Origin of the sequence: Serratia sp. LS-1, from assembly GCF_003719595.1 — a bacterium.
In the GTDB taxonomy this organism is placed as follows: domain Bacteria; phylum Pseudomonadota; class Gammaproteobacteria; order Enterobacterales; family Enterobacteriaceae; genus Serratia; species Serratia ureilytica.
This window is the reverse complement of record NZ_CP033504.1, coordinates 2937226-2960209: the sequence shown is the minus strand read 5'-3', so window position 1 is coordinate 2960209 and position 22984 is coordinate 2937226. Positions and strand designations below refer to the sequence as shown.

Below are 22984 nucleotides of genomic sequence, written 5' to 3'. Positions count from 1 at the left end.
GAATTAACATGTTAAAAATTATCAGGCTGGCCTGCGCTTGCCTGTTTATGCTGTGGCTGCCCGCCTTGCAGGCGGCGGACAGCGGCTGGCTGCAAAATCCGGCCAACGATCATGCCAAGGTGCGGCTGCGCGCCGACACGTCACAGCCGGGAGAGACCCGTCTGCTGCTGTCGGTCGAGCTGCAAAAAGGCTGGAAAACTTACTGGCGTTCCCCGGGTGAAGGCGGCATCGCGCCGGCTATCGTCTGGCAAGGCCACCCACCGCCGGCGATCTGGCACTGGCCGACGCCGCAGCGTTTCGAGGTGGCCGGCATTTCCACCCAGGGCTATCACGATCGGGTCACGCTGCCGATCGTGGTGCCAGGCCCGGTATCCGGCCCGCTGGCGGGCACCCTGACGCTGTCCACCTGCAGCAATGTCTGCATTCTGACCGACTACCCGTTCAGTCTGGATCTGACGGCGCCGAACGATCCGCAGTTTAATCACGACTTCGCGCAGGCGATGGGGCAAGTGCCTATCGCCGCCGGGTTGACGGAGAACGTCAAGGCCGGGTATCGCAGCGGCGAGCTGCAGATTGCCGCCGAACGCGCCGACGGTTGGCAGCGGCCCGCGCTGTTCTTCGATACGCTGGCGGATGCCGATCTCGGCAAGCCGCAGGTTGAAACCGACGGCGATCAGTTGCTGGCGCGAGTCCCGGTGAGCGATGGCTGGGGAGAGGCGGCGCCGGATCTGCGCGGCAAAACGCTGACGCTGGTGATCGACGACGGCGGCATGGCGCAGCAGATAACGCTGCCGATCGGCGAGCCGCTGGCCGCGCCGGCCGGTGCGGCGTTCCCGTTATGGCAGGCGGTATTGATGGCGCTGGCGGGCGGGTTGATCCTCAATCTGATGCCGTGCGTCCTGCCGGTGTTGGGCATCAAGCTCGGTTCCATCCTGCAGGTGGAGCGGCGCGATCGGCGCAGCGTACGGCTGCAGTTCCTGGCGTCGTCGCTGGGTATTGTCGCCTCGTTTATGGCGTTGGCCCTGCTGATGACGCTGCTGCGGCTCGGCAACCACGCGCTCGGTTGGGGCATTCAGTTCCAGAATCCGTGGTTTATCGGCTTTATGGTGCTGGTGACGCTGCTGTTCAGCGCCAACCTGTTTGGCCTGTTTCATCTGCGCCTCTCGTCCGATCTGAACACGTCGCTGGCCACCCATAGCGGGCACGGCCTGAGCGGCCATTTCTGGCAGGGCGCCTTCGCCACGCTGCTGGCGACACCGTGCTCGGCGCCGTTTCTCGGCACGGCGGTGGCCTTCGCGCTGGCGGCGTCGTTGCCGGTGCTGTGGGGCATGTTCATCGCGCTCGGCATCGGCATGAGTCTGCCGTGGCTGCTGATCGCCGCCTGGCCTTCGCTGGCGCTGCGCTTGCCGCGCCCCGGCCGCTGGATGAATACCGTCAAGCTGGCGATGGGGTTGTTGATGCTGGCGTCGTCGCTGTGGCTGCTGAGCCTGCTGAGCAATCATATCGGCATGCAGGCCACGCTGTGGCTGGGGGCGCTGGCGCTGCTGACGTTGCTGCTGGCGGTGTGGCGTCAGCAAGGGGCGCGCTTGGCGGCCAAGCTGGCGGCGGGCACTGTGGTGTTGGCGGGCGTGGTCTTGCTGGCCGGCTCGCTGACCGCCGGTCTGTGGCGCCAGCCGTTGCAGGATCGGGTTCAGTGGCAACCGCTGAGCGAACAGGCGATCGCCGAGGCGCTGGCGCAGCATAAACGGGTGTTCGTCGACGTCACTGCAGACTGGTGTGTGACCTGTAAAGCCAACAAATTCAATGTGCTGCTGCGAGATGACGTACAGCGGGCGTTGAGCGCCGACGACGTGGTCGCGCTGCGCGGCGACTGGAGCCGCCCGTCGGCCGACATCAGCGCCTTCCTGCAAAAGCGCGGCAGCGTCGCCGTGCCTTTCAACCAAATCTATGGCCCCGGCAGCCCGGACGGCGAGGTGCTATCCCCGCTGTTGACCCGTGACGCCGTGCTGCAAACGCTTTCCCATGCCAAAGGAACAGAATAATGAAAAAATTACTGATTTTACTGATGATCATCGCCGCCCCGGTGTGGGCCGCCGAGCCTTTCACCTCGGCGCAAGAAGCGCGTATCAAAGAGATGATCCGTGAAACGCTGGTGTCCAACCCGGACATTCTGGCGCAGGCGGTGGACGCCTGGCAGCAGCAAACCGCAAGCCAGCAAATCAGCCAGGCTATCAAGCAGAATGCCAAAACGCTGTATCAGGATCCGGCCAGCCCGCGCCTCGGCGCCGCCAACGCGAAACTGACGCTGGTGACCTTTACCGACTATAACTGCCCGTACTGCAAGCGGTTTGATCCGATGCTGGAGAAAATCGTCAAGCAATACCCGGATGTGGCACTGGTGGTGAAGCTGTTGCCGTTCAAGGGCGAAAGTTCGGTCAGTTCGGCGCGCGTGGCGCTCACCACCTGGCAGCAGCACCCGGAGCAATTCTGGGCCTTGCATCAGCGGCTGATGGCGAAAAAGGGCTTCCACGACAAGGCCAGCATCGCCGCCGCGCAGGAGAAAACCGGCGTCAAGGCGGTGGCGCCGAGCGAACAGAGCATGACCACGCTGCGCACCAATATGGAGCTGGCGGAACAACTGGGCGTGCAGGGGACGCCGGCGACGCTGATCGGCGATCGGATGCTGCCGGGGGCGGTGTCGTATGAAGAGCTGGAAGCGATGGTGAAACAGCAGCTGGCGAAGGCCAACCATGGCTAAGCTCAAGCGCTGGGGGCGCGAGTTGCTGCTGCTGGCGCTGATCGCACTGGCGGTGATCACGGTGATGGATTGGCTGAACGCACCGCAGGCGCCGCCGGCCTTCGATGCCCAGACGCTGAGCACGTTGGACGGCGAGCGCGTGTCGTTGGCGCAGCTCAGCCATGAGCGGCCGCTGCTGGTTTATTTTTGGGCCAGCTGGTGCGGCGTCTGCCGCTTCACCACGCCGGACGTCGCCCGTTTGCAGGCGGCGGGCGGCAACGTGCTGACCGTCGCGCTGCGCTCAGGCGACGATACCCAGGTGAAACAGTGGCTGGCACGCAAACGGCTGGCGCTGCCGGTGGTCAACGATCCGGCCGGTACGCTATCGGCGCAGTGGCAGATTGGCGTGACGCCGACCTTCGTGGTGATCTCGCAGGGCAAGGTGGTGCAGAGCACCACCGGCTGGACCAGCTACTGGGGGATGAAGCTGCGGCTGTGGTGGGCCGCCGTCTAACCGGCGTTTTTCTCTGCTATCACTTCCTCAATCGCCCGGCTAAGCCGGGCGATACCTTCTTCAATCTGCGGCGGCGAGTTGGCGGCGAAGTTTAGCCGCAGACTGTGCGCGCCCAGCTGTTCCTGGGCATAAAAGCATTCGCCGCGCGCGAAAGTGACGCCGTGCCGCCAGGCCACCGGCATCAGCTCGGTGGTGGTCACCGTCGCGGGCAGCGTCAGCCAGATAAACAAGCCGCCTTGCGGCGTTTCGAAACGGCACCCCGGCGGCAACCGCCGTTGCAACGCGTCGATCATCACTTCCAGATGCAGGCGATAGACGCGCCCGGCGCGGCGCAGCTGCTTGTCGTAACGGCCGACGGTGACAAACGCGTCCAGCGCCCGCTGGATCAGGCTGGAACTGGTGAAGCTGTCAACGTGCTTGCGCCGCGCAAAGCGCTGATAGTGCTCGCTGTCCGCCACCAGATAGCCGATGCGCATGCTGGGCAGCAGCATCTTGGAGAAGGTGCTGACGTAGATCACCGCGCCCGGCTGCGCCAGCGCACGCAGCGACGGCAGCTGTTTGCCCTGGTAACGCAGATCGCCGACGAAGTCATCTTCCAGGATCACCACGCCGGCCCGTTGGGCGATTGCCAGCAGGCGCCGCCGGCGAGCTTCGCTCAGGCAACGGCCGGTCGGGTTGTGAAAGTTGGGGATGGTGTAGATCAATTTGGGGCGGTGGCGTTCCAGCAACTCGGGCAATCGTTCGACCAGCATGCCGTGGCGATCGCCCGGCACGGTGACGATATTGATGCGGTGCTGGCGCAGCAGGCCCAGCGCTTCGGCGTAGGTCGGTTCTTCGACGATCACCGTATCGCCCGGCGCCAGCAGGCTTTGCACCACCAGGCTGATGGCATGCTGCGAGCCGTTGGTGATCAGCACCTGTTCCGCCTGCGTGGGGATGCCCTGCGCGCTGAGAATGCGGCTCAGCGTATCGCGCAGCGGGTAGTAGCCGCAGTATTCCCCGTAGCTGAAGGCCTCTTCCGCATGGCGGCTGAGCACCGACAGCAGCACTTTGCGAAACGCCTCCAGCGGAAACACCTTAGGGCTGCCGACGCCGGCGGCGAAGTTGATCAGCCCCTCCGGCAGCGGGGCGTCGGCGTAGCCGTCCAGCCGCGAGGTGAGGGTGGTGAAGCTCTCCAGCGGGAAGGGGGCATCGCTGCTCGGCCGGGCCGGGCGCGTTTGCGCCTGCGGGTGCGCAACATAGGCGCCGCTGCCGCGCCGCTGATGCAAAAAGCCCTTGGCCGCCAGTTCAGCGTAGGCGTTGTCCACCGTTAAACGGCTGACCGCCAGTTCGGCCGCCAGCGTGCGCGTTGAGGGCAGCTTGTCGCCATCCACGAACACGCCGGTGAGGATGGCGCGCCGCAGCGCTTCTTCGATCTGTAAATAGAGCGGAACGTCCTGCTCGCGATCCAACGGGATATGCATGCGAAATTGGCCCGGTTAGGGAGAGTGATTTTTACTATACCCCATGTCAACAGGGCTTCAAGCGCAGAAAAGTGGCCTGCATGACAACGCCGTAAAGTGGCTATAGTGAGAAAAAATGGCCGCGTTACACTGTCCGCCTGAGCATTTATGTCGCCATTTTCCCGAGGATCTCATGTCATTACCGTCAGGCGTTTCCGCCCGGCCTTTGCTGCCCGGCGCGCGTCTCTTTCAGGGCAGCCGCCAGGGTTACGTCATCGCCATTATCAGCGCCATGCTGCTGGCCTTTACCGCCATCATCATCCGCGCGCTGACCGAATACTATCACCTGCCGACCTTCGTGCTGGCGTTCTGGCGCGCGGCGCTGGTGGCGCTGGTGCTGTTGCCGCTGCTGTTGATGGTGAAACCGCAGTGGGCGCGCCTGCGGCGTGAACAGGTATTGTTCTATGCGCTTTACGGGCTGCTGCTGGCGCTGTTCAACAGCCTGTGGACGCTGTCGGTGGCGCTGAACGGCGCATCGGTGGCGACCATTCTGACCTACTGTTCGGTGGGCTTTACCGTGTTCCTCGGCTGGGTGATGTACAGCGAACGCCTGACGCTGCGCCAACTGCTGGTGATCGCCATCAGCCTGGGCGGTTGTTTCCTGGTCAGCAACGGCGACAGCATGGGCAACCAGCACTTCGATTTGTTGGGGCTGCTGGTGGGGATGCTGTCGGGCATCGGCTATACCCTGTATACCCTCGGCGGGCGGGTGGCCAGCGAACGGGGCTATCCGGTGTGGAACACCATTTTGTACGTTTTCGGTTTTTCGGCGCTGTATCAGCTGGTGTTCAACGCGGCGCTGACGGCGTTCCCGCTGGCGGCGTTCCACGGCATGGCCGGCTCTCTGTGGTTCCTGTCGCACGGCGCGCAGGGCATTCAGTGGAGCGGCTGGCTGTTGCTGCTGGCGCTGGCCGCCGGGCCGACGCTGTTGGGCTTCGGGTTGTATAACATCAGCCTGAAAACGCTGCCGCTGGCCGTAGCCAACCTGATCCTGTCGTTGGAGCTGGTTTTCACCGCGGTGATCGCCTATTTCCTGCTGGGGGAAAACATGAATCAGCTGCAGCTGCTGGGCAGCGCGTTGGTCATGGGCGGGGTGCTGCTGTTGAAAAGCAAGACCGCCGAGGCGTGATCGGTTACCATTTCGCCTCGCAAGAGAGGCGGTAATCATGAATAACCCGAGATTGAAACGAGCGCTTATCGCTTGAAGGGCCGTGTTGAGTGAACGACAACACGGCCACAGACATTCCGTTCCGTGGCTTTTATTCCCGTAACAAGAGAATACGCCATGTCCGAAAAACACTGGTCCAACACCGAACTGCTGCATCAGACGGTGACTAACCCGAATATTATCGTCAAAGGCACCCACAGCTACTACAGCGACTGCTGGGATAACGGTTTCGAACGCTCGGTGGTGCGCTATCTGCACGGCGACGCGGTCAGCCGGCAATGGCAGCCGCTGGGCGAAATAGATCGCCTGCTGATCGGCGATTACGTGTGCATCGCGGCCGAAGCGGTGATCCTGATGGGGGGCAATCACACCCATCGCATCGACTGGTTGAGCCTGTACCCGTTTATGGCAACCATCAAACAGGCGTACCGCCCCAAAGGCGATACCCGGCTGGGTGACGGTTGCTGGATTGGCATGCGGGCGATGTTGATGCCAGGGGTATCGATAGGCGAAGGGGCGATCGTCGCCGCCGGCAGCGTGGTGACCGGCGACGTTGAACCTTATGCCATCGTCGGCGGCAATCCCGCGAGGTTTATCCGTTGGCGATTCGCGCCGGAAATCATCGCGCGGTTGCTTGCGTTGCGCCTCTATGATTTGTCCGAGGCGGACTTTGCGCAGGTGCAGCCTTTGCTGGCCGATAATGATATTGCGGCCTTAGAGCGGGCGGTATGCAACATTGAGCGTTAGCTAATGAAACACGGGATAATAACGCTGCGCAAGCTCGATTAAGGCCCGAGATAATCGGGCCAAGTGTACCAGAAACACTGCGGCTGTTAATCCTCGTTCCACGACAGCCGTAGTGCCGCATTTATAGAAATGCAATGTATACAATAGCATTACCTGAGAAAGGCCCTGGGTCGACGGTATCATGGGCTGTCAGTTTTGCTTTTAGGCTGATATTTCTTTGTTGGCCGCCAACCAGATAATAATCCACGCCTGTCCATGCAGAGTTGCCATCTAAAAAAAGCGTTGAATAAAATTTCTTGTTGCTTCTTAAATAAATATTCCCCTCGCCCAATGTAGATTGAGAGTAAATTTTTATCGTGCCTGATTGAGTGCATCCGATTGTTCCATAAATCGTTCTCTCCATCCCGGAAATCTCGTCTTGTGAAAGCGTATCAAAATCTATCACTGTAGGAAGATTCACATCACAAGATTGGTTTTGTGGTGGTAATATGCCGCAAACAGAATTAGGCCATAAACTCGCACCGCCGGATATTGCCGGCGTTCGTATATAGAACATCCCAACACAGCTGGCATCTCTGCCATTCACGAGGTAAGGCTGCGAGGTCCATGGAATGCCGAAGGTGTTCTTCCAGGCGATCTCCACTTCTTTTGCTGTTCTATAATTTTCAATCCGAAGACAATTTTTGGAGTCTACACATGAGCCGTGTAGTCCAGGATATCGAGTACTGTATTTTACATCAGGGCCAATAAAACAAGACGTCCACCCATAGCAAGGGTTGAGATCAGAAGGGCTCTCATCCCACGCAACCAGCGATTGAACAACCGTCAGGTTAACAAAAGAGACCGGGAGCATATAGGCGCCAGCTAAAGCTTGCTGAGATAATAAAGAGGCGAAACAAAAAATAAATACTCTAAACATTATAATCCCTCATTTTACATTGATCTTCCTTATTGATTGTTCATCTATAATGTTGCCCATATTGTGACAGGTTTACAGAGGATATCGTCATCACATTACCATGTGCCTGATTGAACGGCAATAATATGGTCTCTGGCGTTGTTCGATGAGCTTTGGCTAGGTTTATAATATTTTATTTTTTATGATTAAATAAAAAATCATAATTCATATTTATATAATGGCTCAGTGTGCTTGCGTCACGTTCTCCATAAATACCGATATAAAAAGTTCGTGTAGGGGGCAGATTCAGGGGTAAAATTTGATGGCCTTCGCCAGGTTAAAAACGGTGTCGAGGAGGTAACAGACATCTTTAATGGAGCAATCGCGTACAACAAAGGCTATTGCGAGTTTAGACATGAAAAATCCAGAGTCAAAAGTCTGGCTCTGGATTTTTTCTCTGCTCGACTTATGCAAGCATCCTCAAACGATCGGCATTAGGGAACATATCCCCGCCCGTTACGCGTTACTCGGCCTTGGCCTCGGCCGCCGGATGGCGGCGTTTGCGCATCAGGCGCAGCAGCGGCGGCAGCGCCAGCACCGCGACCGCCAGCACCAGCAGCGTTTGCGCGATGCTGCTGCTCCACAGGATGCCGAATTCACCGTTGCTGATCGACAGCGCGCGACGCAGATTCTGCTCCAGCATCTCACCCAGCACGAAGCCCAGAATCAGCGGCGACATCGGAAAGTGCATTTTCCGCAGAATATAGCCGAACACCCCCAACCCGACCATCAACAGCAGGTCGAAGGTGGTGCTGTGCACCGCATAAACCCCCACCGCGGAAACCGCGGCGATCGCCGGCACCAGGAACCACAGCGGGATGGTCAGCATGCGGGTGAACAGGCCAACCAGCGGCAGGTTCATGATCAGCAAGATGACGTTAGCGATCAGCAGCGCGGCGATCAGCCCCCAGACGATATCCGGCTGTTCGGTGAACATCGCCGGGCCGGGGGTGATGTTGTACAGCGTCAGCGCGCCCATCATCACCGCCGTGGTGCCGGAACCCGGCACTCCCAGCGTCAGCATCGGAATGAACGAACCGCAGGCCGAGGCGTTGTTGGCCGCTTCCGGCGCCGCTACGCCGCGGATGTCGCCCTTGCCGAAGGTGTCGCTGTTGCCGCTGATTTTCTTTTCGGTCATGTAGGTCAGCGCGCTGGCGATGGTGGCGCCGGCGCCCGGCAGGATGCCGACGAAGAAGCCGATCACCGATGAACGCAGGGTCGGGCCGGCGCACTGCGCCGCTTCTTTGCGGTTGAACAGCAACCGGCCGGTTTTACGCACCAGCTTTTGCCCGGCGCTGGTGCTTTCCAGCATCAGCAGAATTTCACTGACCGAGAACAGGCCGATCACCACCACGATAAACTGCACGCCGTCGGAGAGGTGTACGCTGTCAAAGGTAAAGCGGTAAACGCCGGTGTTGGCGTCGACGCCCACCGTCGCCAGCCCCAGGCCGATCAGCGCCGCCAGCAGGGATTTCAGCGGGTTTTGGCTCATCATGCTGCCGAGGCAGGCGATGGCGAACACCATCAGGGCAAAATACTCCGCCGGGCCGAAGGCCAGCGACCAGCGGGCCAGCAGCGGCGCGAACAGAATAATGCCGCCGATGGCGATCATCGAGCCGACGAACGAGCTGACCGCCGAGATGGACAGCGCCACGCCGGCGCGCCCCTGCTGCGCCATCGGGTAGCCGTCCAGCGCGGTCATGATCGCCGCCGCATCGCCCGGCACGTTGAGCAGAATCGACGAGATGCGCCCGCCGTATTCGCAGCCGATATACACCGTCGCCAGCAGGATCAGCGCCGATTCGGCCGGCAGTTTGAGGGCGAACGCCAGCGGCAGCAGGATCGCCACGCCGTTGATCGGCCCCAACCCCGGCAACAGGCCGACGATGGTGCCGACGAAGCAGCCGATCAGGGCGATAATCAGGTTTTGCGGCACCAGCGCCACTTCAAACCCTTGGGTCAAATACATCCAGGTATCCATCATCGCTCCCGTTAGCTCAGCCAGGCGCCGAGCGGCAGTGTGACATCGAGAAGTTGGTCAAAGGCGTAGTACAACGCGGCGCCCATGATGACGCCGGAGATGGCCGCTGCCGGCAGGCTGGCCTGAAACAGCAAGCCGATGCTGAACGTCAGCAGCGCGGTCGCCAGCGGAAAGCCAAGCCATTCAAACCCCCAGGCATACAGCACCAGGGTGATCACCAGCACCAGCAGCCGCTGCATCACCTTGTGGTGCGGCCATTCCACCGCCTGCGGGCGGCGCAGCAACAGCAGCGCCGCGCACAGCGCCATCAGGCTGAGGATCGCCAGCGGGAACGGGCGCGGCCCCAGCGGTTCATAGCTGTATTCGCTCTGGATGCCCCAGCCGATGAACAGCCCGCCGATACACAGCAGCAGCCAAAAGCCGGCAAAAATACGATCGCTCATGGTTTTCCCCTGCGGTTATTTGGCCAGGCCGAACACTTTCGCCTGCTCACGGTATTGGGCAACCTGATTCTTCACGTAGGCGTCCAGCTCTTTGCCGGTCAGGTTGAATTCGAACAGGCCGCGCAGATCGCGCTGCTGCTTGAATTCGTCGGTCGCCATCATTTTCTGGAAGGTGTCGATCCACCACTGATACTCTTCATCGCTGACTTTCGGCCCGACGTAGAAGCCGCGAATGATCGGCCACACCAGGCTGTATCCTTGCTCTTTGGCGGTGGGAATATCGGCCAACTGGCCCGGCAGACGTTGCTCGGCATACACCGCCAGCACGCGGATCTTGTCGCCCTGCAGGTAAGGCACCATTTCGCTCAGATCGCCGGATACCGCCTGGATGTGGTTGCCCAGCAGCGCGGTGACCGGTTCCCCGCCGCCCTCGAACGCCACGTAGCGCATCTTGCGCGGATCCACGCCGACTTCGCGCGCCAGCAGCGCGGTTTTCATCCAGTCCTGGCTGCCGATCGAGGCGCCGGCGCCGAACACCACGCTGTTGGGATCTTTTTGGAAAGCGTCCATCAAGTCTTTCAAGGTTTTGTAAGGCGAGTCGGCGCGCACCGCGATCATGCCGTAGTCGGTACCGACCGCCGCCAGCCATTTCACGTCGTCCACGTTGTAGCGGCCGAACTTGCCCTGAGCCAGGTTGAGCAGCGAACCGCCGGAGAAGGCCACCACGGTGCCGAACTCCGCCGGGCGTTGCGCGACGATGGCGTTGTAGACCACCGCGCCGACGCCGCCGGGCATATAGGTGACGCGCATCGGTTTATCAATGGCCTTGGTGTCCTGCAGCGATACCTGAATCAGTTTGCAGGTCAGATCGAAGCCGCCGCCGGGTTTGGCCGGCGCAATGCATTCGGTGCGTTTGGGCGCTTCCACGGCAAAGGCCTGAGAGACCGCCAGCAACAGGGCGGCGGCGGTAAAGGTACGGGTCATTATTTTTTTCATTGTGACTTACCCTCGGTATTGTCTGATGGTGAATCCCGCCGAATGCGGTTGCGGAATTGTTAAAACAACAACCTTTCATTTACCTTTCAGTGGCCGGAAAAGTTTCCAGTCTGTGATTAGGGTCTCTTGTCGCGAGCGAACGGCGGGTGCGCTAACATAGAATGGGCGCAGAGAACAGTGCGCAAAACCGGCCAAAACCCTGCGTAATGTCAGGATTGCCGATAGTCGTTCGCGTTAAAATCATCTGTAATAAAATGAATAGAGATGCAGTGATATGTTTTCGTTAGGGAAATTGTTTGGCGGCAGGGACAGCGCCAAGGTATGTGCGATTAAACGGCTGCCAGAGGTCTACGCCGAGATGGCGGGAGAAGCCGGGCAGTGTCGTTTGAAGCGCTTGCGCCCTGAGATTGGCGTATTTGAGTTGCATTTCGTCAACGCCGACGGTGAAAAGTATGCTTGCCAGATGACCGCCTGCGTGACCGGCATCGATCTGGTGTTTGCCGCCAACAACCGCTCCGTGCTGGTTTCTTCGCCGTTTACCGCCGACAAGCTGTGTCCGGTGTTGGATCTTGCTCTCGCCGATAGCCCCATCACGCTGATCTGAGGCGTCACACGAGCGCGCCCCAGTACGCATAATTGTGTGCCAGCTCCCAAAACTGGCGGCGCGGCGCTCTTTTATCCCCTTATTTTCCATGCCATTCTCTGTTATCGACCTGTTAACAGACGCCGCATCGGTGTCTGGTTGTTCAGGTAAATCAATGGAATGGGAACATGCGACTGTTATTGGTTGAAGATCACCCCGAGCTGTCTCACTGGTTGCAAAAGGCGCTGACCGGCGCCGGATTTGCCGTCGACGTCGCGCCGGACGGCGTGGCCGCCGACCACCTGTTGCTTAATGAACGCTATGCGCTGGCGGTGCTGGATGTGGCGTTGCCGCGTCTGAACGGTCTCGATTTGCTGGCGCGCCTGCGCAAGCGCGGGCAGGATCTGCCGGTGCTGTTGCTGACGGCGCGCACCGACGTGACCGACCGGGTGAAAGGCCTGAATCTGGGGGCGGACGACTACCTGACCAAACCGTTCGAACTGGACGAGCTGGAGGCGCGCATTCGGGCGTTGCTGCGCCGCAGCGTCGGCGCCGCGCAGCCGGCGTTGCAATACGGCGCGTTGACCTATCATGACGAAGGTTATTTCCTGCTGGAGAGCAAACCGCTGGCGCTGACGCCGCGCGAGCTGGCGGTGCTGACCGCGCTGATGCACCGGCGCGGCCGCCCGGTGGCCAAGCAGCAGCTGTTTGAGCAGGTGTTTACGCTGTCTGACGAGGCCAATCCGGAGAGCATTGAGCTATACGTACACCGTTTGCGGAAAAAGCTGCAGGGCAGCGACGTGGCGATCGTCACGCTGCGCGGTCTGGGCTACAGCCTGGAACTGTGCAATGCGGTGGTTTAACGCGCCGCGTTCGCTGTTTTATCAACTGCTGCTGTTTTTTGGCCTGCCGCTGCTGGCGCTGGGCGGCATCTCTATCTACACCCACTACTTCAGCGCCATGAGCGCCGCTACCCTGGCTTACGATCGCACGCTGCTGGCGTCGGCGCGCACAGTGGCGGAGCGGCTGGTGGTGCGCGAAGGCAAGCTGGCGGTCGATGTGCCTTATGTGGTGCTCGACAGCTTCGAGCGCAACATGAACGATCAGCTCTATTACGAGGTGATCTCGCCGCAGGGGAAAAGCATCTCGGGCTATGACGACTTGCCGTCGTTGCCGCCCCACATTCCACGCTCCACCCTCTATCCGGCATTGGTGCATTTCTACGATGCGGAATACCTCGGCCGGCCGATCCGTGTGGCGGCGCTGTTTCAACCGGTCAACGAGTCGGGCGTGAGCGGCATGGCGACCATTCTGGTGGCGGAAACCCTGGAATCGCGTCGTTACCTGGCGCGGCAGATGATGATCGCGGCGCTGTTGAGCCAGGGCACGGTGGTGGTGTTGACCCTGATCCTGGCGTTCGCGCTGCTCAAGCGGGTGTTGAAGCCGATGCGTAAACTCTCCGGCATCATGCTGCGGCGCGATCCGGGCGAACTGACGCCTTTGCCGCGGGTTCTTCCCTGGTCGGAGATGCAGCCGCTGCTGGTGGCCTTTAATCGTTACATCGAACGGCTGCGGCTGATGGTGGCGCGTCAGGAACGCTTCAGCGCCGACGCCTCTCACCAGCTGCGCACCCCGCTGGCGGTGCTGAAGACCCAGGTCGGGGTGGCGCTGGCCAGCGATCGGCCGCAGCAGTGGCGCGAAAGTCTGCAGGCGATGAGCGCGACGCTGGATAACACCGTGGCGCTCACCGACCGTCTGCTGCACCTCTCGCGCCTGAAAGCCAGCGAGCACAGCGCCGATCGGAAGCTGCAGCCGGTCAATTTGGCGCAGGTGCTGCGCGACGCCTGTTTCTCTCGCTTGCCGCAGGCGCGCAGCAAACAGATCGATCTCGGTTTCGAGGGTGAAGCGGCATGTCAGGTCGCGGGGGAGCCGCTGCTGTTGGCCGAGCTGTGTGCCAATCTGCTGGACAACGCGCTGAAATACACGCCGCGTCAGGGCGTGGTGACCGCCCGCCTTACGCGGGACAAGGCTACGGGGGAAGGGGTGCTGGAGATAGAAGACAGCGGCCCGGGCATCGCCTTGCAGGACAAGGCGTTGGCGCTGCAGCCGTTTCATCGTTTGGACAACGTGGGCGATCAGCCGGGCGCCGGTTTGGGATTGGCGTTGGTGAAGGACATCACCGCGTATCACGGCACCCGCCCGGAGCTGTTGAGCTCCGCCGCGCTGGGCGGCCTGTTGGTGCGGGTGCGTTTCAGGTTGCTGGCTTAGGCCTGTTCTTTGCAGGAATCTGCGCCTGCCGCCGGGGCTTTGGCTTTACGCGTCAGCGGCGTGCGCAGCCGCTGCGACAGGATCACGCCCAGCAGGGTGATGCCGCCGCCGATCAGGTGGTAACCGTGCAATTGTTCATGCAGGAACAGTACCGCGATAGCGGCGGTAAACACCGGCGCCAGGTTCATGAAGATCGAGGTGGTGTTGGCGCCCAGGCGCAGGACGCCCTGGATCCACAGGTACGGCGCGATGATCGAGGCCGGAATGCCGGCGAACAGCACCAGCGGCAGGTTATGGCCGTTCAAGCCGACATCCTTCGCCATCAGGAAATTCGGCAGCAGCAACAGCACGCCGAACAGGATCTGCACGTAGAGCGATTGCCAGTTCGGCAGCGCGATGGCCCAGCGTTTGGTCAACACGCCATACAGCGCGTAAGAGGCGGTGGCGAGCAGCATCATCAATTCCCCTTTGCCGATACCGTGCTGCAACAGCGCGCCGGGCTGACCGCCGCTGACCAGCCAGATCAAACCGCAGAAGGAGAGAATGCTGCCGAGCAGCACGCCGACGGTCGGCGCAATGCGCAGCAGTACGATGCTGATCAGGATGGTCAGCAGTGGGATCAGCGACACGATGATGCCCATAAACAGCGCGCTGACGCTGTGCGCCGCGTAATAGGCCAGGCTTTGATACAGCACCATGCCGAGCAAGCCGAGGATCATCAGCTTCCACCAGTTGGCGCGCACCTGCGCCCAGTTGCGAAGCACGCCCGGCAGCACAAACGGCGTCAGGGCGATCAGCGCCAGCAGCCAGCGGTAGAGCGAGATGGCTGCCGGATCGATGGCGGTGGCGGAGAGTTTGCTGACGACGGCGTTAATCGACCAAATCAGCACGGCCAGCAGGGGGAAAAGCATATTCATGACAATTATTCTCAATAGCGTCCAACATGCTGGCTAGTCTACGCGTGTCCGGTTTATCATATATAACGATATTCAGACAAAAATCGGCGTAAATAAGACAAATCACGAGACGAAACCATGCCAGAAATCCGCCATTTCCCCGAGTCGCTGATCCCGGCGCCAAACCCGGTGCAGTTTCGTTGCGAGGAGTTCAACGTCCGCACCGAATTCCAGCCGCACAGCCATACCTGGGGCCAATTGATGTGGGTCAAAGCCGGGGTGATGGTGCTGCGCATCGGCGGGCAGCGCTTTCTGGCGCCGCCGGAGTACGTGCTGTGGACGCCGGCGGGCATCGAACACTCCTGTTACAACCAGCGGCTGGCGCAGTGCCGCATGGTGGACATCGCGCCGGCGCTGTGCGCCGGCATGCCGGCCGATCCTTGCCTGGTCAATGTGACGCCGATCTTTCGCGCCATCGCCGAGGATTTCTATGCGCGTAAACAGTACATTCCGCAGGCGGAGGCGGATTTGCGCCTCTGCCAGGTGCTGATCGACCAACTGCATCTGTCGCCGCGCCAGCAAACCTATCTGCCGTCGTCGGACGACAAGTTTTTGGCGCCGGTGCTGGAAGCGCTGGAACATTGCCCGGCGGACAACACTTCGCTGGCGACGTGGGCGAAGCGGGTATACACCACCGAGCGCACGCTGTCTCGCCGCTGCCAGCAGGATTTGGGCATGCCGTTCAGCGAATGGCGCCAGCGCCTGCGGTTCCTGCACGCCGTGTCGCTGCTCGAACAGGGCAAAACCGTGCAGGACGTGGCGCTGGAGGTCGGTTACAGCTCCGCGTCGGCCTTTATCGTCATGTTCCAGCAGATCGCCGGCACCACCCCTGAGCGCTTTCGCCGTGCCTGATTCAGTGGCACACTATTTCGCAGACAAATAGCCGTAAACCGTCGGAGAACGCAGTGAAAATTCTGGTTGATGAAAATATGCCGTATGCGGCCGAGCTGTTCAGCCGCCTGGGCGACGTGCGGGCGGTGCCGGGGCGTCCGATCCCGCTTGAGGCGCTGGCGGATGCCGACGCGCTGATGGTGCGTTCGGTCACCAAGGTCAATGAAGCCTTGTTGGCCGGCAGCCGCATCGGCTTTGTCGGCACCGCTACCGCCGGCACCGATCACGTCGATGACGCCTGGCTGCAACGGCAGGGCATCGGGTTTTCCGCCGCGCCGGGCTGCAACGCCATCGCGGTGGTCGAGTATGTGTTCTCCGCATTGATGCTGCTGGCCGAGCGCGATGGCTTCCAATTGCGGGATAAAACCGTCGGCATCGTCGGCGTGGGCAACGTCGGTTCGCGTCTGGACGCGCGCCTCAAAGCGCTGGGCGTGCGCACGCTACTGTGCGATCCACCGCGCGCCGATCGCGGCGACGCCGGGGAATTCTGGCCACTGGAGAAATTGGTGGCCGAGGCCGACGTGCTGACCTTCCATACGCCGCTGAATAAATCCGGCCCGTATCATTCATTGCACCTGGCGGACGCCGAGCTGCTGGCGGCGTTGCCGGACAATCGCATTCTGATCAACGCCTGTCGTGGGCCGGTGGTGGATAACGCCGCGTTGCTGCAGGCGCTGGAAAAAGGCAAAAAGCTGAGCACGGTGCTGGACGTGTGGGAACCGGAGCCGGATCTCGCCTTGCCGCTGTTGGCGCGGGTGGATATCGGCACCGCGCACATCGCCGGGTATACGCTGGAAGGCAAGGCGCGCGGCACCACCCAGGTGTTCGAAGCGTTCAGCCGCCATCTGGGGCAGCCGCAACAGGTGGCGCTGGCCTCGCTGCTGCCGGTGCCGGAGTTCAGCCAGATCCGTCTCAACGGCCCGCTGGATGAAGCGCGGTTAAAACGATTGATGCACTTGGTGTATGATGTGCGCCGCGATGATGCGCCGCTGCGCAAAGTCGCCGGGCAACCGGGCGAGTTCGATCGCCTGCGCAAGCACTACCAGGAACGCCGCGAGTGGTCTTCGCTGGCCGTGCAATGCGATGACAGCGCCAGCGCCGAGCTGCTCGGCAAGTTGGGCTTCAGCATCGCGTAGCGCGTAAGGTTGTCTTAAGCCAACGCCGCTACAGTGAGCGGCAAAGATTATCGGGCGGTGACTGCACTGCCCGTCTGCTTTTATGAATGAAATACTCTGGAGAAAACCCAATGTCTGACGGCTGGAATATCGCGCTGCTCGGCGCCACTGGCGCGGTAGGTGAAGCGTTGCTGGAATTGTTGCAGGAACGCCAGTTCCCGGTGGGTGAGCTCTATCCTCTGGCAAGCGAACGCAGTGCGGGCGCCAATGTGCGCTTCAACGGCAAGTCTCTTCTGGTGCAAAACGCCGAAGAGTTCGATTGGTCGCAGGCGCAGCTGGCCTTCTTCGTCGCCGGCAGCGACGCTTCAGCGCGCTATGCCGAAGAGGCCGGCAACATGGGCTGTCTGGTGATCGACACTAGCGGCCTGTTCGCCATGGAACCGGATGTGCCGCTGGTGGTGCCTGGCGTTAACCCGCAGGTGCTGGCGGATTACCGCAACCGCAACATCGTCGCGGTGGCCGACAGCATGGTCAGCCAACTGCTGACGGCGATCAAACCGCTGACCGAACAGGCGGGGCTGTCGCGCCTGCACGTCACGACGCTGATGTCGGTATCCTCGCGTGGCAAGGCGGCGGTGGACGATCTGGCCGGCCAGAGCGCGCGCCTGCTGAACGGCATCCCGGCCGAAGAAGGCGTTTTCACTAAACAGCTGGCGTTTAATATGCTGCCGCTTGTCGCCGACGAGCAGGGCAGCGTGCGCGAAGAGCGCCTGATCGTCGATCAGGTGCGCAAGGTGCTGCAGGACGAAGGGTTGCCGATTTCGGTGAGCTGCATCCAGTCGCCGGTGTTTTATGGCCACGCCCAGGTCGTGCACCTGGAAGCGCTGCGCCCGCTGTCCGCCGAAGAGGCGCGCAGCGAGCTTGAAGAGGTCGAGGACGTTCAACTGAGTGAAGAAGACGATTACCCGACTCAGGTCACCGAAGCTTCCGGCAGCGATGCGCTCAGCATCGGGTGTCTGCGCAACGATTACGGCATCCCCGAGCTGTTGCAGTTCTGGACGGTGGCGGACAACGTCCGCTTCGGCGGCGCGTTGATGGCGATCGAAACCGCCGAGCGTCTGGTGCAGGAGCAGATGTACTGATGTCTGAGGTGGTCTCGCCCGCTCAGCCGACGCTGAAGGTAGCGCTGGGCATCGAATATGACGGCAGCCGTTACTACGGCTGGCAGCGGCAGCAAGAAGTGGCCAGCGTGCAGGAACGGCTGGAGCAGGCGTTGAGCAAGGTGGCGGATGCGCCGATCAACGTGCTGTGCGCCGGGCGCACCGACGCCGGGGTGCACGCCACCGGGCAGGTGGTGCACTTCGAAACCACCGCGCGCCGCAAGGACGCCGCCTGGACGATGGGCGTCAACACCCATTTGCCGCCGGACATCGCGGTGCGCTGGGTGAGCCCCGTCGCCGATGATTTTCACGCGCGTTTCAGCGCCACTGCGCGCCGTTACCGCTATATTATTTTCAACCATCGCTACCGGCCGGCGGTGTTGCAACAGGGGGTGACGCATTTTTATCACCCGCTGGACGCGGACCGCATGCATCGGGCGGCGCAGGCATTGCTGGGCGAGAACGACTTTACCTCGTTTCGCGCGGTGCAATGCCAGTCGCGCACCCCGTGGCGCTGCGTAAAACACGTTAAGGTTACGCGCTACGGCGAATATATTGTGGTAGATATCAAGGCGAATGCCTTCGTGCATCACATGGTTCGCAACATCGTCGGCAGCCTGATGGAGATCGGCTGCGGCAATCAGGATGAGAACTGGATGGCCGAGCTGCTGGCGCTGAAGGATCGCAATCTGGCGGCGGCGACGGCGCGAGCCGAGGGGCTGTATCTGGTTTCCGTGGACTATCCCGACCACTTTGGCATCCCGCGGCCGCCGATGGGGCCGCTGTTTTTACCCGACGATTAAACGCCGGCACGCCTGAAAGCGTCGCTCCCTTGTGCTTCTGCCGGGTGATTGAAACGCCCGGTATCAATGAGAGAATTTATGGACATCATCAAGTTTATTATTGATTTCATTCTGCATATTGATGTGCACCTGGCCGAACTGGTCGCACAATACGGCATGTGGGTCTACGCTATTCTGTTCCTGATCCTGTTTTGCGAGACCGGTTTGGTGGTGACGCCGTTCCTGCCGGGGGATTCTTTGCTGTTCGTCGCCGGCGCGCTGGCGGCTTTGCCGACCAACGATCTGAACGTGCACACCATGGTGGCGTTGATGGCCGTGGCGGCGATCATCGGCGATGCGGTGAACTACACTATCGGGCGGTTGTTCGGCGAGAAGCTGTTCAGCAACCCGAATTCGAAAATCTTCCGCCGCAGCTACCTGGATAAAACGCATCAGTTTTATGAGAAGCACGGCGGGAAAACGATTATTCTGGCGCGATTCGTGCCGATCGTGCGTACTTTTGCGCCGTTCGTCGCCGGTATGGGGCATATGTCCTATCGCCACTTCGCCGCCTACAACGTGATTGGCGCACTGGTTTGGGTGCTGCTCTTCACTTATGCTGGCTACCTGTTCGGCGATCTGCCGGTGGTACAGGAGAACCTGAAACTGCTGATCGTCGGGATCATCATCGTTTCGATTCTGCCGGGCGTGATTGAAATTTGGCGCCACAAGCGCGCCGCCGCCCGCCAGCAAAAACAATAAAAACATCGCTCAACCTGTCGGTTCGACCAGTTTTTTGTCCACAGCGTCGGGCCGATATGGTTTAATGAGCGACATTATGGTCTGTTCCTGCGAACAACCCTGAAGCCGATGCCTCGGTCGCGCGCTTGCCGCGCGGCGAACGGGCATTTTTTCATTGGGGGTGTTTTCAGGGGGATTGTTAAAGCATGAACAGCGGACTGGCGTGTGCCAGGTTCAAACAGAAAGGTCATCGATGAGCTGGATTGAACGAATTCTTAACAAGAGCAATATCACACAAACCCGTAAGGCGAGCATTCCTGAAGGGGTCTGGACCAAATGCGACAGCTGCGGCCAGGTTCTCTACCGCGCCGAGCTGGAGCGTAATCTGGAAGTGTGTCCGAAGTGCGACCACCATATGCGTATGAGCGCGCGCGCGCGTCTGCATACCCTGCTGGATGAAGGCAGCGAAGTGGAGCTGGGCAGCGATCTGGAGCCGAAAGACGTTCTGAAATTCAAGGATTCCAAGCGCTATAAAGATCGTCTGGTCGCCGCACAGAAAGCGACCGGCGAGAAAGATGCGCTGGTGGTGATGAAGGGCACGCTGTACGGCATGCCGATCGTCGCGGCGTCCTTTGAATTCGCCTTCATCGGCGGTTCGATGTCTTCCGTGGTTGGCGCGCGTTTCGTGCGTGCGGTTGAGCAGGCGTTGGAGGACAACTGTCCGCTGGTGTGCTTCTCCGCCAGCGGCGGTGCGCGCATGCAGGAAGCGCTGATGTCGCTGATGCAGATGGCGAAAACCAGCGCGGCGTTGGCCAAAATGCAGGAGCGCGGCTTGCCGTACATCTCCGTGCTGACCGACCCGACCATGGGCGGCGTCTCCGCCAGCCTGGCGATGCTGGGCGACATTAACATCGCCGAGCCGAAAGCGCTGATCGGCTTTGCCGGCCCGCGCGTGATCGAACAGACCGTGCGCGAGAAACTGCCGCCGGGCTTCCAGCGCAGCGAGTTCCTGATCGAAAAAGGCGCGATCGATATGATCGTTCGCCGCCCGGAAATGCGCCAAACGCTGGCGAGCATTCTGTCCAAGCTGACCAACCAGCCGCAGCCGCATTTCGATGAGGCCGCGCCGGTCATTGAGCCGGAGCAGCAGGCCGACGCCTGAGGCAAAGACGGATCCCGCCCGGGTTCAGCCGCCACTTTGTGGCTAAGTGACGGCTGATGCCCGTTCCCTGCCGGCCGCGGCCTATGACGTTGCGGTTTGCAGGTGGGCGGCAGTGACGAAGCGCATCGCCTTTACCGCGGTGAGGGTGGTGCCCTGATGGATTAATGAACCCAAGTTCAGTGATGGGACTCATGCAAAACCACCAAATTCCCCAAGCCACGTCGCCATTGAGCTCGTGGCTTTACTATCTGGAACGTCTGCACAGCCAGGCGATCGAACTCGGCCTCGAGCGCGTACAGCGCGTCGCGGCGCATCTGGACTTACTGACCCCCGCTCCCACGGTGTTCACCGTTGCCGGCACTAACGGCAAAGGCACGACCTGTCGCACCCTTGAAGCTATTCTGCTGGCCGCCGGCCTGCGCGTCGGCGTTTACAGCTCACCGCATCTGGTGCGCTACACCGAACGTGTGCGCATTCAGGGGGAAGAGCTGAGCGAAGCGGAGCACAGCCGCTCGTTTGCCGCCATTGAAGCCGGCCGCGGCGAAACGTCGCTGACCTATTTCGAATTCGGCACCCTGTCGGCGCTGCAGCTGTTCAAACAGGCGCGGCTGGACGTGGTGATCCTGGAAGTCGGCCTGGGCGGACGTCTCGACGCCACCAACATCGTCGATCCGAGCGTGGCGGTGATCACCAGCATCGCGCTCGATCACACCGACTGGCTGGGCAACGATCGCGAAAGCATCGGCCGTGAAAAGGCCGGCATTTTCCGCAGCGGCAAGCCGGCGGTAGTGGGCGAACCCGACATGCCGGACAGCATTCGCCAGGTCGCCGAAACGCTGGGCGCGCCGCTGTATCGCCGCGGTGAAGCCTGGAGTTTCAGCGAGCAGGGCGATCGCTGGCAGTGGCAGGGCGGCGACACGCTGCTGACCGATCTGCCGACGCCGAACGTGCCGCTGGCCAACGCCGCTACCGCGCTGGCGGCGCTGAACTGTTCCCCGCTGGAAATCGACGAGCGCGCGATCTTCACCGGGCTGCAGCAGGCGACGCTGCCGGGGCGTTTCCAGATCGTGCGGCGGGAGCCGATGCTGATCCTCGATGTGGCGCACAACCCGCACGCCGCCGGCTATCTCGCCGGGCGTCTGGCCAAGCTGCCGCGCGACGGCGGCAAGGTGCGCGCGGTAGTGGGCATGCTGTCGGACAAGGACATCGCCGGTACGCTGGCCTGCCTGAGCGAGCAGGTGGATGAATGGTACTGCGCACCGCTCGACGGCCCGCGCGGCGCCAGCGTCGAACTGCTGGCGCAACATCTGGCGGAACCGCGACGCTTTAATGATGTCGAAACTGCCTGGCGGCAGGCTATGCAGGATGCTGATAAACAGGATATTGTGATCGTCTGTGGATCGTTCCACACCGTTGCGCAGGTGATGGCGGCGTCAGACGAGATGCGGGGAGTGTGAGTGGCGAGTAAATTTCAGAACCGACTGGTCGGAACCGTGATTCTGGTGGCGCTGGGGGTGATCATCCTGCCAGGGTTGCTGGACGGCAAAAAGAAGCATTACGAGGATGAATTCGCGGCCATTCCTTTGGTGCCGAAGGCGGGCGACGTCGAAGAGAACGACGTGTTGCCGCCGGTGACGCAGCCGTTGCCGGCGCAGCCGCCGGAAGGGGCGGGGGCGCTGGTCGAGCAGCAGGCGGCCAACGAAGCGGCGGCGCAACAGGCGGTGCGACAGAATGCTCAGCAACCGACGCAGGTGGCGCCGCCGCCGGTCGAGACGCGTCCTCAGCCGGTGCAGCAGCAGCCTAAGCCGAAACCGGTGGAAACCAAACCGGTAGAGGTGAAACCGAAACCGGCGCCGCAGCCGAAGCCGGTGGAAGTGAAACCGACGCCAAAGCCGGAGCCGAAACCTGAACCGACGCCGAAGCCTGAGCCGGCACCGCAGCCGAAACCGGCGGAAGAAAAAGCGCCGGCCGGGCAAGCCTATGTCGTGCAGCTCGGGGCGTTGAAGAATGCCGCCAAGGCGAACGAGATTGTCGCTTCGCTGCGTCTTTCGGGCTATCGCGCCTTCACCGTGCCGTCAACGCCGGTGCAAGGGCAGATCACCCGCATTTACGTCGGCCCGGATGCTTCCAAGCAGAAGCTGCAGGCGGCATTGCCGTCGCTGAACTCGATCAGCGGGCTGAGCGGGCAGGTGAAGCCGTACGGTCGTTAAACCCCGCAGGGGCGCAGCAGGATGCGCCCCTGAATTAAGGAGTGGTGGAGAGATCGCTAGAGAAACCACG

General features: G+C 61.2%; 22 protein-coding genes. 16 read left to right on the top strand and 6 right to left on the bottom strand.

All coding sequences use genetic code 11. From position 1 onward, the window contains the following. The first annotated feature begins 8 nt into the window (after window positions 1-8). From EDY99_RS14180 to EDY99_RS14170, 3 genes are read left to right on the top strand one after another with little or no spacing between them, the layout of a single operon-like run. Entirely contained in the window at window positions 9-2042 is a 2034-nt protein-coding gene (locus EDY99_RS14180) for a protein-disulfide reductase DsbD (RefSeq protein WP_123061858.1), read from the top strand. Beyond that, a complete protein-coding gene (locus EDY99_RS14175; protein ID WP_123061857.1) occupies window positions 2042-2758 on the top strand; it encodes a DsbA family protein in 717 nt (238 codons plus the stop codon). The genes EDY99_RS14180 and EDY99_RS14175 overlap by 1 nt, the downstream gene beginning before the upstream one ends. After that, window positions 2751-3251: a protein disulfide oxidoreductase gene (locus EDY99_RS14170; protein WP_069100266.1), complete on the top strand. Its 501-nt coding sequence runs from the start codon at window positions 2751-2753 to the stop codon at window positions 3249-3251. The genes EDY99_RS14175 and EDY99_RS14170 overlap by 8 nt, the downstream gene beginning before the upstream one ends. Here EDY99_RS14170 and EDY99_RS14165 read toward each other — a convergent pair. Beyond that, window positions 3248-4714, bottom strand: coding sequence for a PLP-dependent aminotransferase family protein (locus EDY99_RS14165; RefSeq protein ID WP_103100927.1), 1467 nt, complete (start codon window positions 4712-4714; stop codon window positions 3248-3250). The genes EDY99_RS14170 and EDY99_RS14165 overlap by 4 nt on opposite strands. Before the next feature lie 172 nt (window positions 4715-4886). Here EDY99_RS14165 and EDY99_RS14160 point away from each other — a divergent pair, with 172 nt between their 5' ends. Both EDY99_RS14160 and EDY99_RS14155 read left to right on the top strand, forming a co-directional pair. Next, complete coding sequence (locus tag EDY99_RS14160) at window positions 4887-5882, top strand: DMT family transporter (RefSeq protein WP_123061856.1); 996 nt, start codon at window positions 4887-4889, stop codon at window positions 5880-5882. Between the two features lie 156 nt (window positions 5883-6038). Next, on the top strand, window positions 6039-6668 hold the full coding sequence (locus tag EDY99_RS14155) for a CatB-related O-acetyltransferase (RefSeq protein WP_089197268.1): 630 nt from the start codon (window positions 6039-6041) through the stop codon (window positions 6666-6668). A 121-nt stretch (window positions 6669-6789) separates the two neighbouring features. Here EDY99_RS14155 and EDY99_RS24630 read toward each other — a convergent pair whose 3' ends face one another. The 4 genes from EDY99_RS24630 to EDY99_RS14140 form a co-directional block, all read right to left on the bottom strand. Beyond that, window positions 6790-7587, bottom strand: coding sequence for a hypothetical protein (locus EDY99_RS24630; RefSeq protein ID WP_142075822.1), 798 nt, complete (start codon window positions 7585-7587; stop codon window positions 6790-6792). 502 nt (window positions 7588-8089) lie between these two features. Then, window positions 8090-9607 (bottom strand): tripartite tricarboxylate transporter permease, encoded by a 1518-nt coding sequence (locus tag EDY99_RS14150; RefSeq protein WP_033643892.1) that lies wholly within the window; start codon window positions 9605-9607, stop codon window positions 8090-8092. Window positions 9608-9618: 11 nt separating this feature from the next. Further along, entirely contained in the window at window positions 9619-10050 is a 432-nt protein-coding gene (locus tag EDY99_RS14145; protein ID WP_033643891.1) for a tripartite tricarboxylate transporter TctB family protein, read from the bottom strand. A 15-nt stretch (window positions 10051-10065) separates the two neighbouring features. Beyond that, window positions 10066-11046, bottom strand: a complete 981-nt coding sequence (locus EDY99_RS14140; RefSeq protein WP_123061855.1) for a tripartite tricarboxylate transporter substrate binding protein — start codon at window positions 11044-11046, stop codon at window positions 10066-10068. Between the two features lie 274 nt (window positions 11047-11320). Between EDY99_RS14140 and EDY99_RS14135 the strand changes: the two genes are divergently transcribed. From EDY99_RS14135 to EDY99_RS14125, 3 genes are all read left to right on the top strand, one after another. Further along, entirely contained in the window at window positions 11321-11650 is a 330-nt protein-coding gene (locus EDY99_RS14135; protein WP_033643889.1) for a hypothetical protein, read from the top strand. 167 nt (window positions 11651-11817) lie between these two features. Beyond that, a complete protein-coding gene (tctD, locus tag EDY99_RS14130) occupies window positions 11818-12492 on the top strand; it encodes a transcriptional regulator TctD (RefSeq protein WP_033643888.1) in 675 nt (224 codons plus the stop codon). Next, window positions 12479-13897: a sensor histidine kinase gene (locus tag EDY99_RS14125; RefSeq protein WP_033651954.1), complete on the top strand. Its 1419-nt coding sequence runs from the start codon at window positions 12479-12481 to the stop codon at window positions 13895-13897. Before tctD ends, EDY99_RS14125 begins: the two co-directional genes overlap by 14 nt. On the opposite strand, the gene EDY99_RS14120 is transcribed toward EDY99_RS14125, so the two are convergent. Continuing rightward, the gene (locus tag EDY99_RS14120; RefSeq protein ID WP_046687555.1) at window positions 13894-14814 is read right to left on the bottom strand and encodes a DMT family transporter; all 921 of its coding nucleotides are present in this window, start codon (window positions 14812-14814) and stop codon (window positions 13894-13896) included. The two genes, EDY99_RS14125 and EDY99_RS14120, sit on opposite strands and share 4 nt — an antisense overlap. A 117-nt stretch (window positions 14815-14931) precedes the next feature. On the opposite strand from EDY99_RS14120, the gene EDY99_RS14115 reads away from it, so the two are divergent. The 8 genes from EDY99_RS14115 to dedD all read left to right on the top strand — a co-directional run bounded on the left by EDY99_RS14115 (window position 14932) and on the right by dedD (window position 22914). Continuing rightward, window positions 14932-15705 carry a helix-turn-helix domain-containing protein gene (locus EDY99_RS14115; protein WP_033643885.1) on the top strand — a complete coding sequence of 258 codons (774 nt, stop codon included), beginning with the start codon at window positions 14932-14934 and terminating at the stop codon, window positions 15703-15705. Between the two features lie 53 nt (window positions 15706-15758). After that, on the top strand, window positions 15759-16880 hold the full coding sequence (gene pdxB / locus EDY99_RS14110; RefSeq protein WP_033651952.1) for a 4-phosphoerythronate dehydrogenase PdxB: 1122 nt from the start codon (window positions 15759-15761) through the stop codon (window positions 16878-16880). Window positions 16881-16990: 110 nt separating this feature from the next. Beyond that, a complete protein-coding gene (locus EDY99_RS14105; protein ID WP_033643883.1) occupies window positions 16991-18001 on the top strand; it encodes an aspartate-semialdehyde dehydrogenase in 1011 nt (336 codons plus the stop codon). After that, complete coding sequence (truA, locus tag EDY99_RS14100) at window positions 18001-18822, top strand: tRNA pseudouridine(38-40) synthase TruA (protein ID WP_033651950.1); 822 nt, start codon at window positions 18001-18003, stop codon at window positions 18820-18822. Before EDY99_RS14105 ends, truA begins: the two co-directional genes overlap by 1 nt. 78 nt (window positions 18823-18900) lie before the next feature. Next, window positions 18901-19563: a DedA family protein gene (locus EDY99_RS14095; RefSeq protein ID WP_004936130.1), complete on the top strand. Its 663-nt coding sequence runs from the start codon at window positions 18901-18903 to the stop codon at window positions 19561-19563. A 232-nt stretch (window positions 19564-19795) separates the two neighbouring features. Continuing rightward, window positions 19796-20704, top strand: a complete 909-nt coding sequence (accD, locus tag EDY99_RS14090) for an acetyl-CoA carboxylase, carboxyltransferase subunit beta (protein ID WP_033643880.1) — start codon at window positions 19796-19798, stop codon at window positions 20702-20704. Between the two features lie 191 nt (window positions 20705-20895). Beyond that, window positions 20896-22161 carry a bifunctional tetrahydrofolate synthase/dihydrofolate synthase gene (gene folC, locus EDY99_RS14085; RefSeq protein WP_033643879.1) on the top strand — a complete coding sequence of 422 codons (1266 nt, stop codon included), beginning with the start codon at window positions 20896-20898 and terminating at the stop codon, window positions 22159-22161. Then, the gene (dedD, locus tag EDY99_RS14080) at window positions 22162-22914 is read left to right on the top strand and encodes a cell division protein DedD (protein ID WP_033643878.1); all 753 of its coding nucleotides are present in this window, start codon (window positions 22162-22164) and stop codon (window positions 22912-22914) included. Window positions 22915-22984: the final 70 nt, after the last annotated feature.

Coding starts and splice junctions, on each gene's coding strand:
- EDY99_RS14180 (WP_123061858.1), top strand. CDS start 9: ATGTTAAAAATTATCAGGCTGGCCTGCGCTTGCCTGTTTATGCTGTGG.
- EDY99_RS14175 (WP_123061857.1), top strand. CDS start 2,042: ATGAAAAAATTACTGATTTTACTGATGATCATCGCCGCCCCGGTGTGG.
- EDY99_RS14170 (WP_069100266.1), top strand. CDS start 2,751: ATGGCTAAGCTCAAGCGCTGGGGGCGCGAGTTGCTGCTGCTGGCGCTG.
- EDY99_RS14165 (WP_103100927.1), bottom strand. CDS start 4,714: ATGCATATCCCGTTGGATCGCGAGCAGGACGTTCCGCTCTATTTACAG.
- EDY99_RS14160 (WP_123061856.1), top strand. CDS start 4,887: ATGTCATTACCGTCAGGCGTTTCCGCCCGGCCTTTGCTGCCCGGCGCG.
- EDY99_RS14155 (WP_089197268.1), top strand. CDS start 6,039: ATGTCCGAAAAACACTGGTCCAACACCGAACTGCTGCATCAGACGGTG.
- EDY99_RS24630 (WP_142075822.1), bottom strand. CDS start 7,587: ATGTTTAGAGTATTTATTTTTTGTTTCGCCTCTTTATTATCTCAGCAA.
- EDY99_RS14150 (WP_033643892.1), bottom strand. CDS start 9,607: ATGGATACCTGGATGTATTTGACCCAAGGGTTTGAAGTGGCGCTGGTG.
- EDY99_RS14145 (WP_033643891.1), bottom strand. CDS start 10,050: ATGAGCGATCGTATTTTTGCCGGCTTTTGGCTGCTGCTGTGTATCGGC.
- EDY99_RS14140 (WP_123061855.1), bottom strand. CDS start 11,046: ATGAAAAAAATAATGACCCGTACCTTTACCGCCGCCGCCCTGTTGCTG.
- EDY99_RS14135 (WP_033643889.1), top strand. CDS start 11,321: ATGTTTTCGTTAGGGAAATTGTTTGGCGGCAGGGACAGCGCCAAGGTA.
- tctD (WP_033643888.1), top strand. CDS start 11,818: ATGCGACTGTTATTGGTTGAAGATCACCCCGAGCTGTCTCACTGGTTG.
- EDY99_RS14125 (WP_033651954.1), top strand. CDS start 12,479: ATGCGGTGGTTTAACGCGCCGCGTTCGCTGTTTTATCAACTGCTGCTG.
- EDY99_RS14120 (WP_046687555.1), bottom strand. CDS start 14,814: ATGAATATGCTTTTCCCCCTGCTGGCCGTGCTGATTTGGTCGATTAAC.
- EDY99_RS14115 (WP_033643885.1), top strand. CDS start 14,932: ATGCCAGAAATCCGCCATTTCCCCGAGTCGCTGATCCCGGCGCCAAAC.
- EDY99_RS14105 (WP_033643883.1), top strand. CDS start 16,991: ATGTCTGACGGCTGGAATATCGCGCTGCTCGGCGCCACTGGCGCGGTA.
- truA (WP_033651950.1), top strand. CDS start 18,001: ATGTCTGAGGTGGTCTCGCCCGCTCAGCCGACGCTGAAGGTAGCGCTG.
- EDY99_RS14095 (WP_004936130.1), top strand. CDS start 18,901: ATGGACATCATCAAGTTTATTATTGATTTCATTCTGCATATTGATGTG.
- accD (WP_033643880.1), top strand. CDS start 19,796: ATGAGCTGGATTGAACGAATTCTTAACAAGAGCAATATCACACAAACC.
- folC (WP_033643879.1), top strand. CDS start 20,896: ATGCAAAACCACCAAATTCCCCAAGCCACGTCGCCATTGAGCTCGTGG.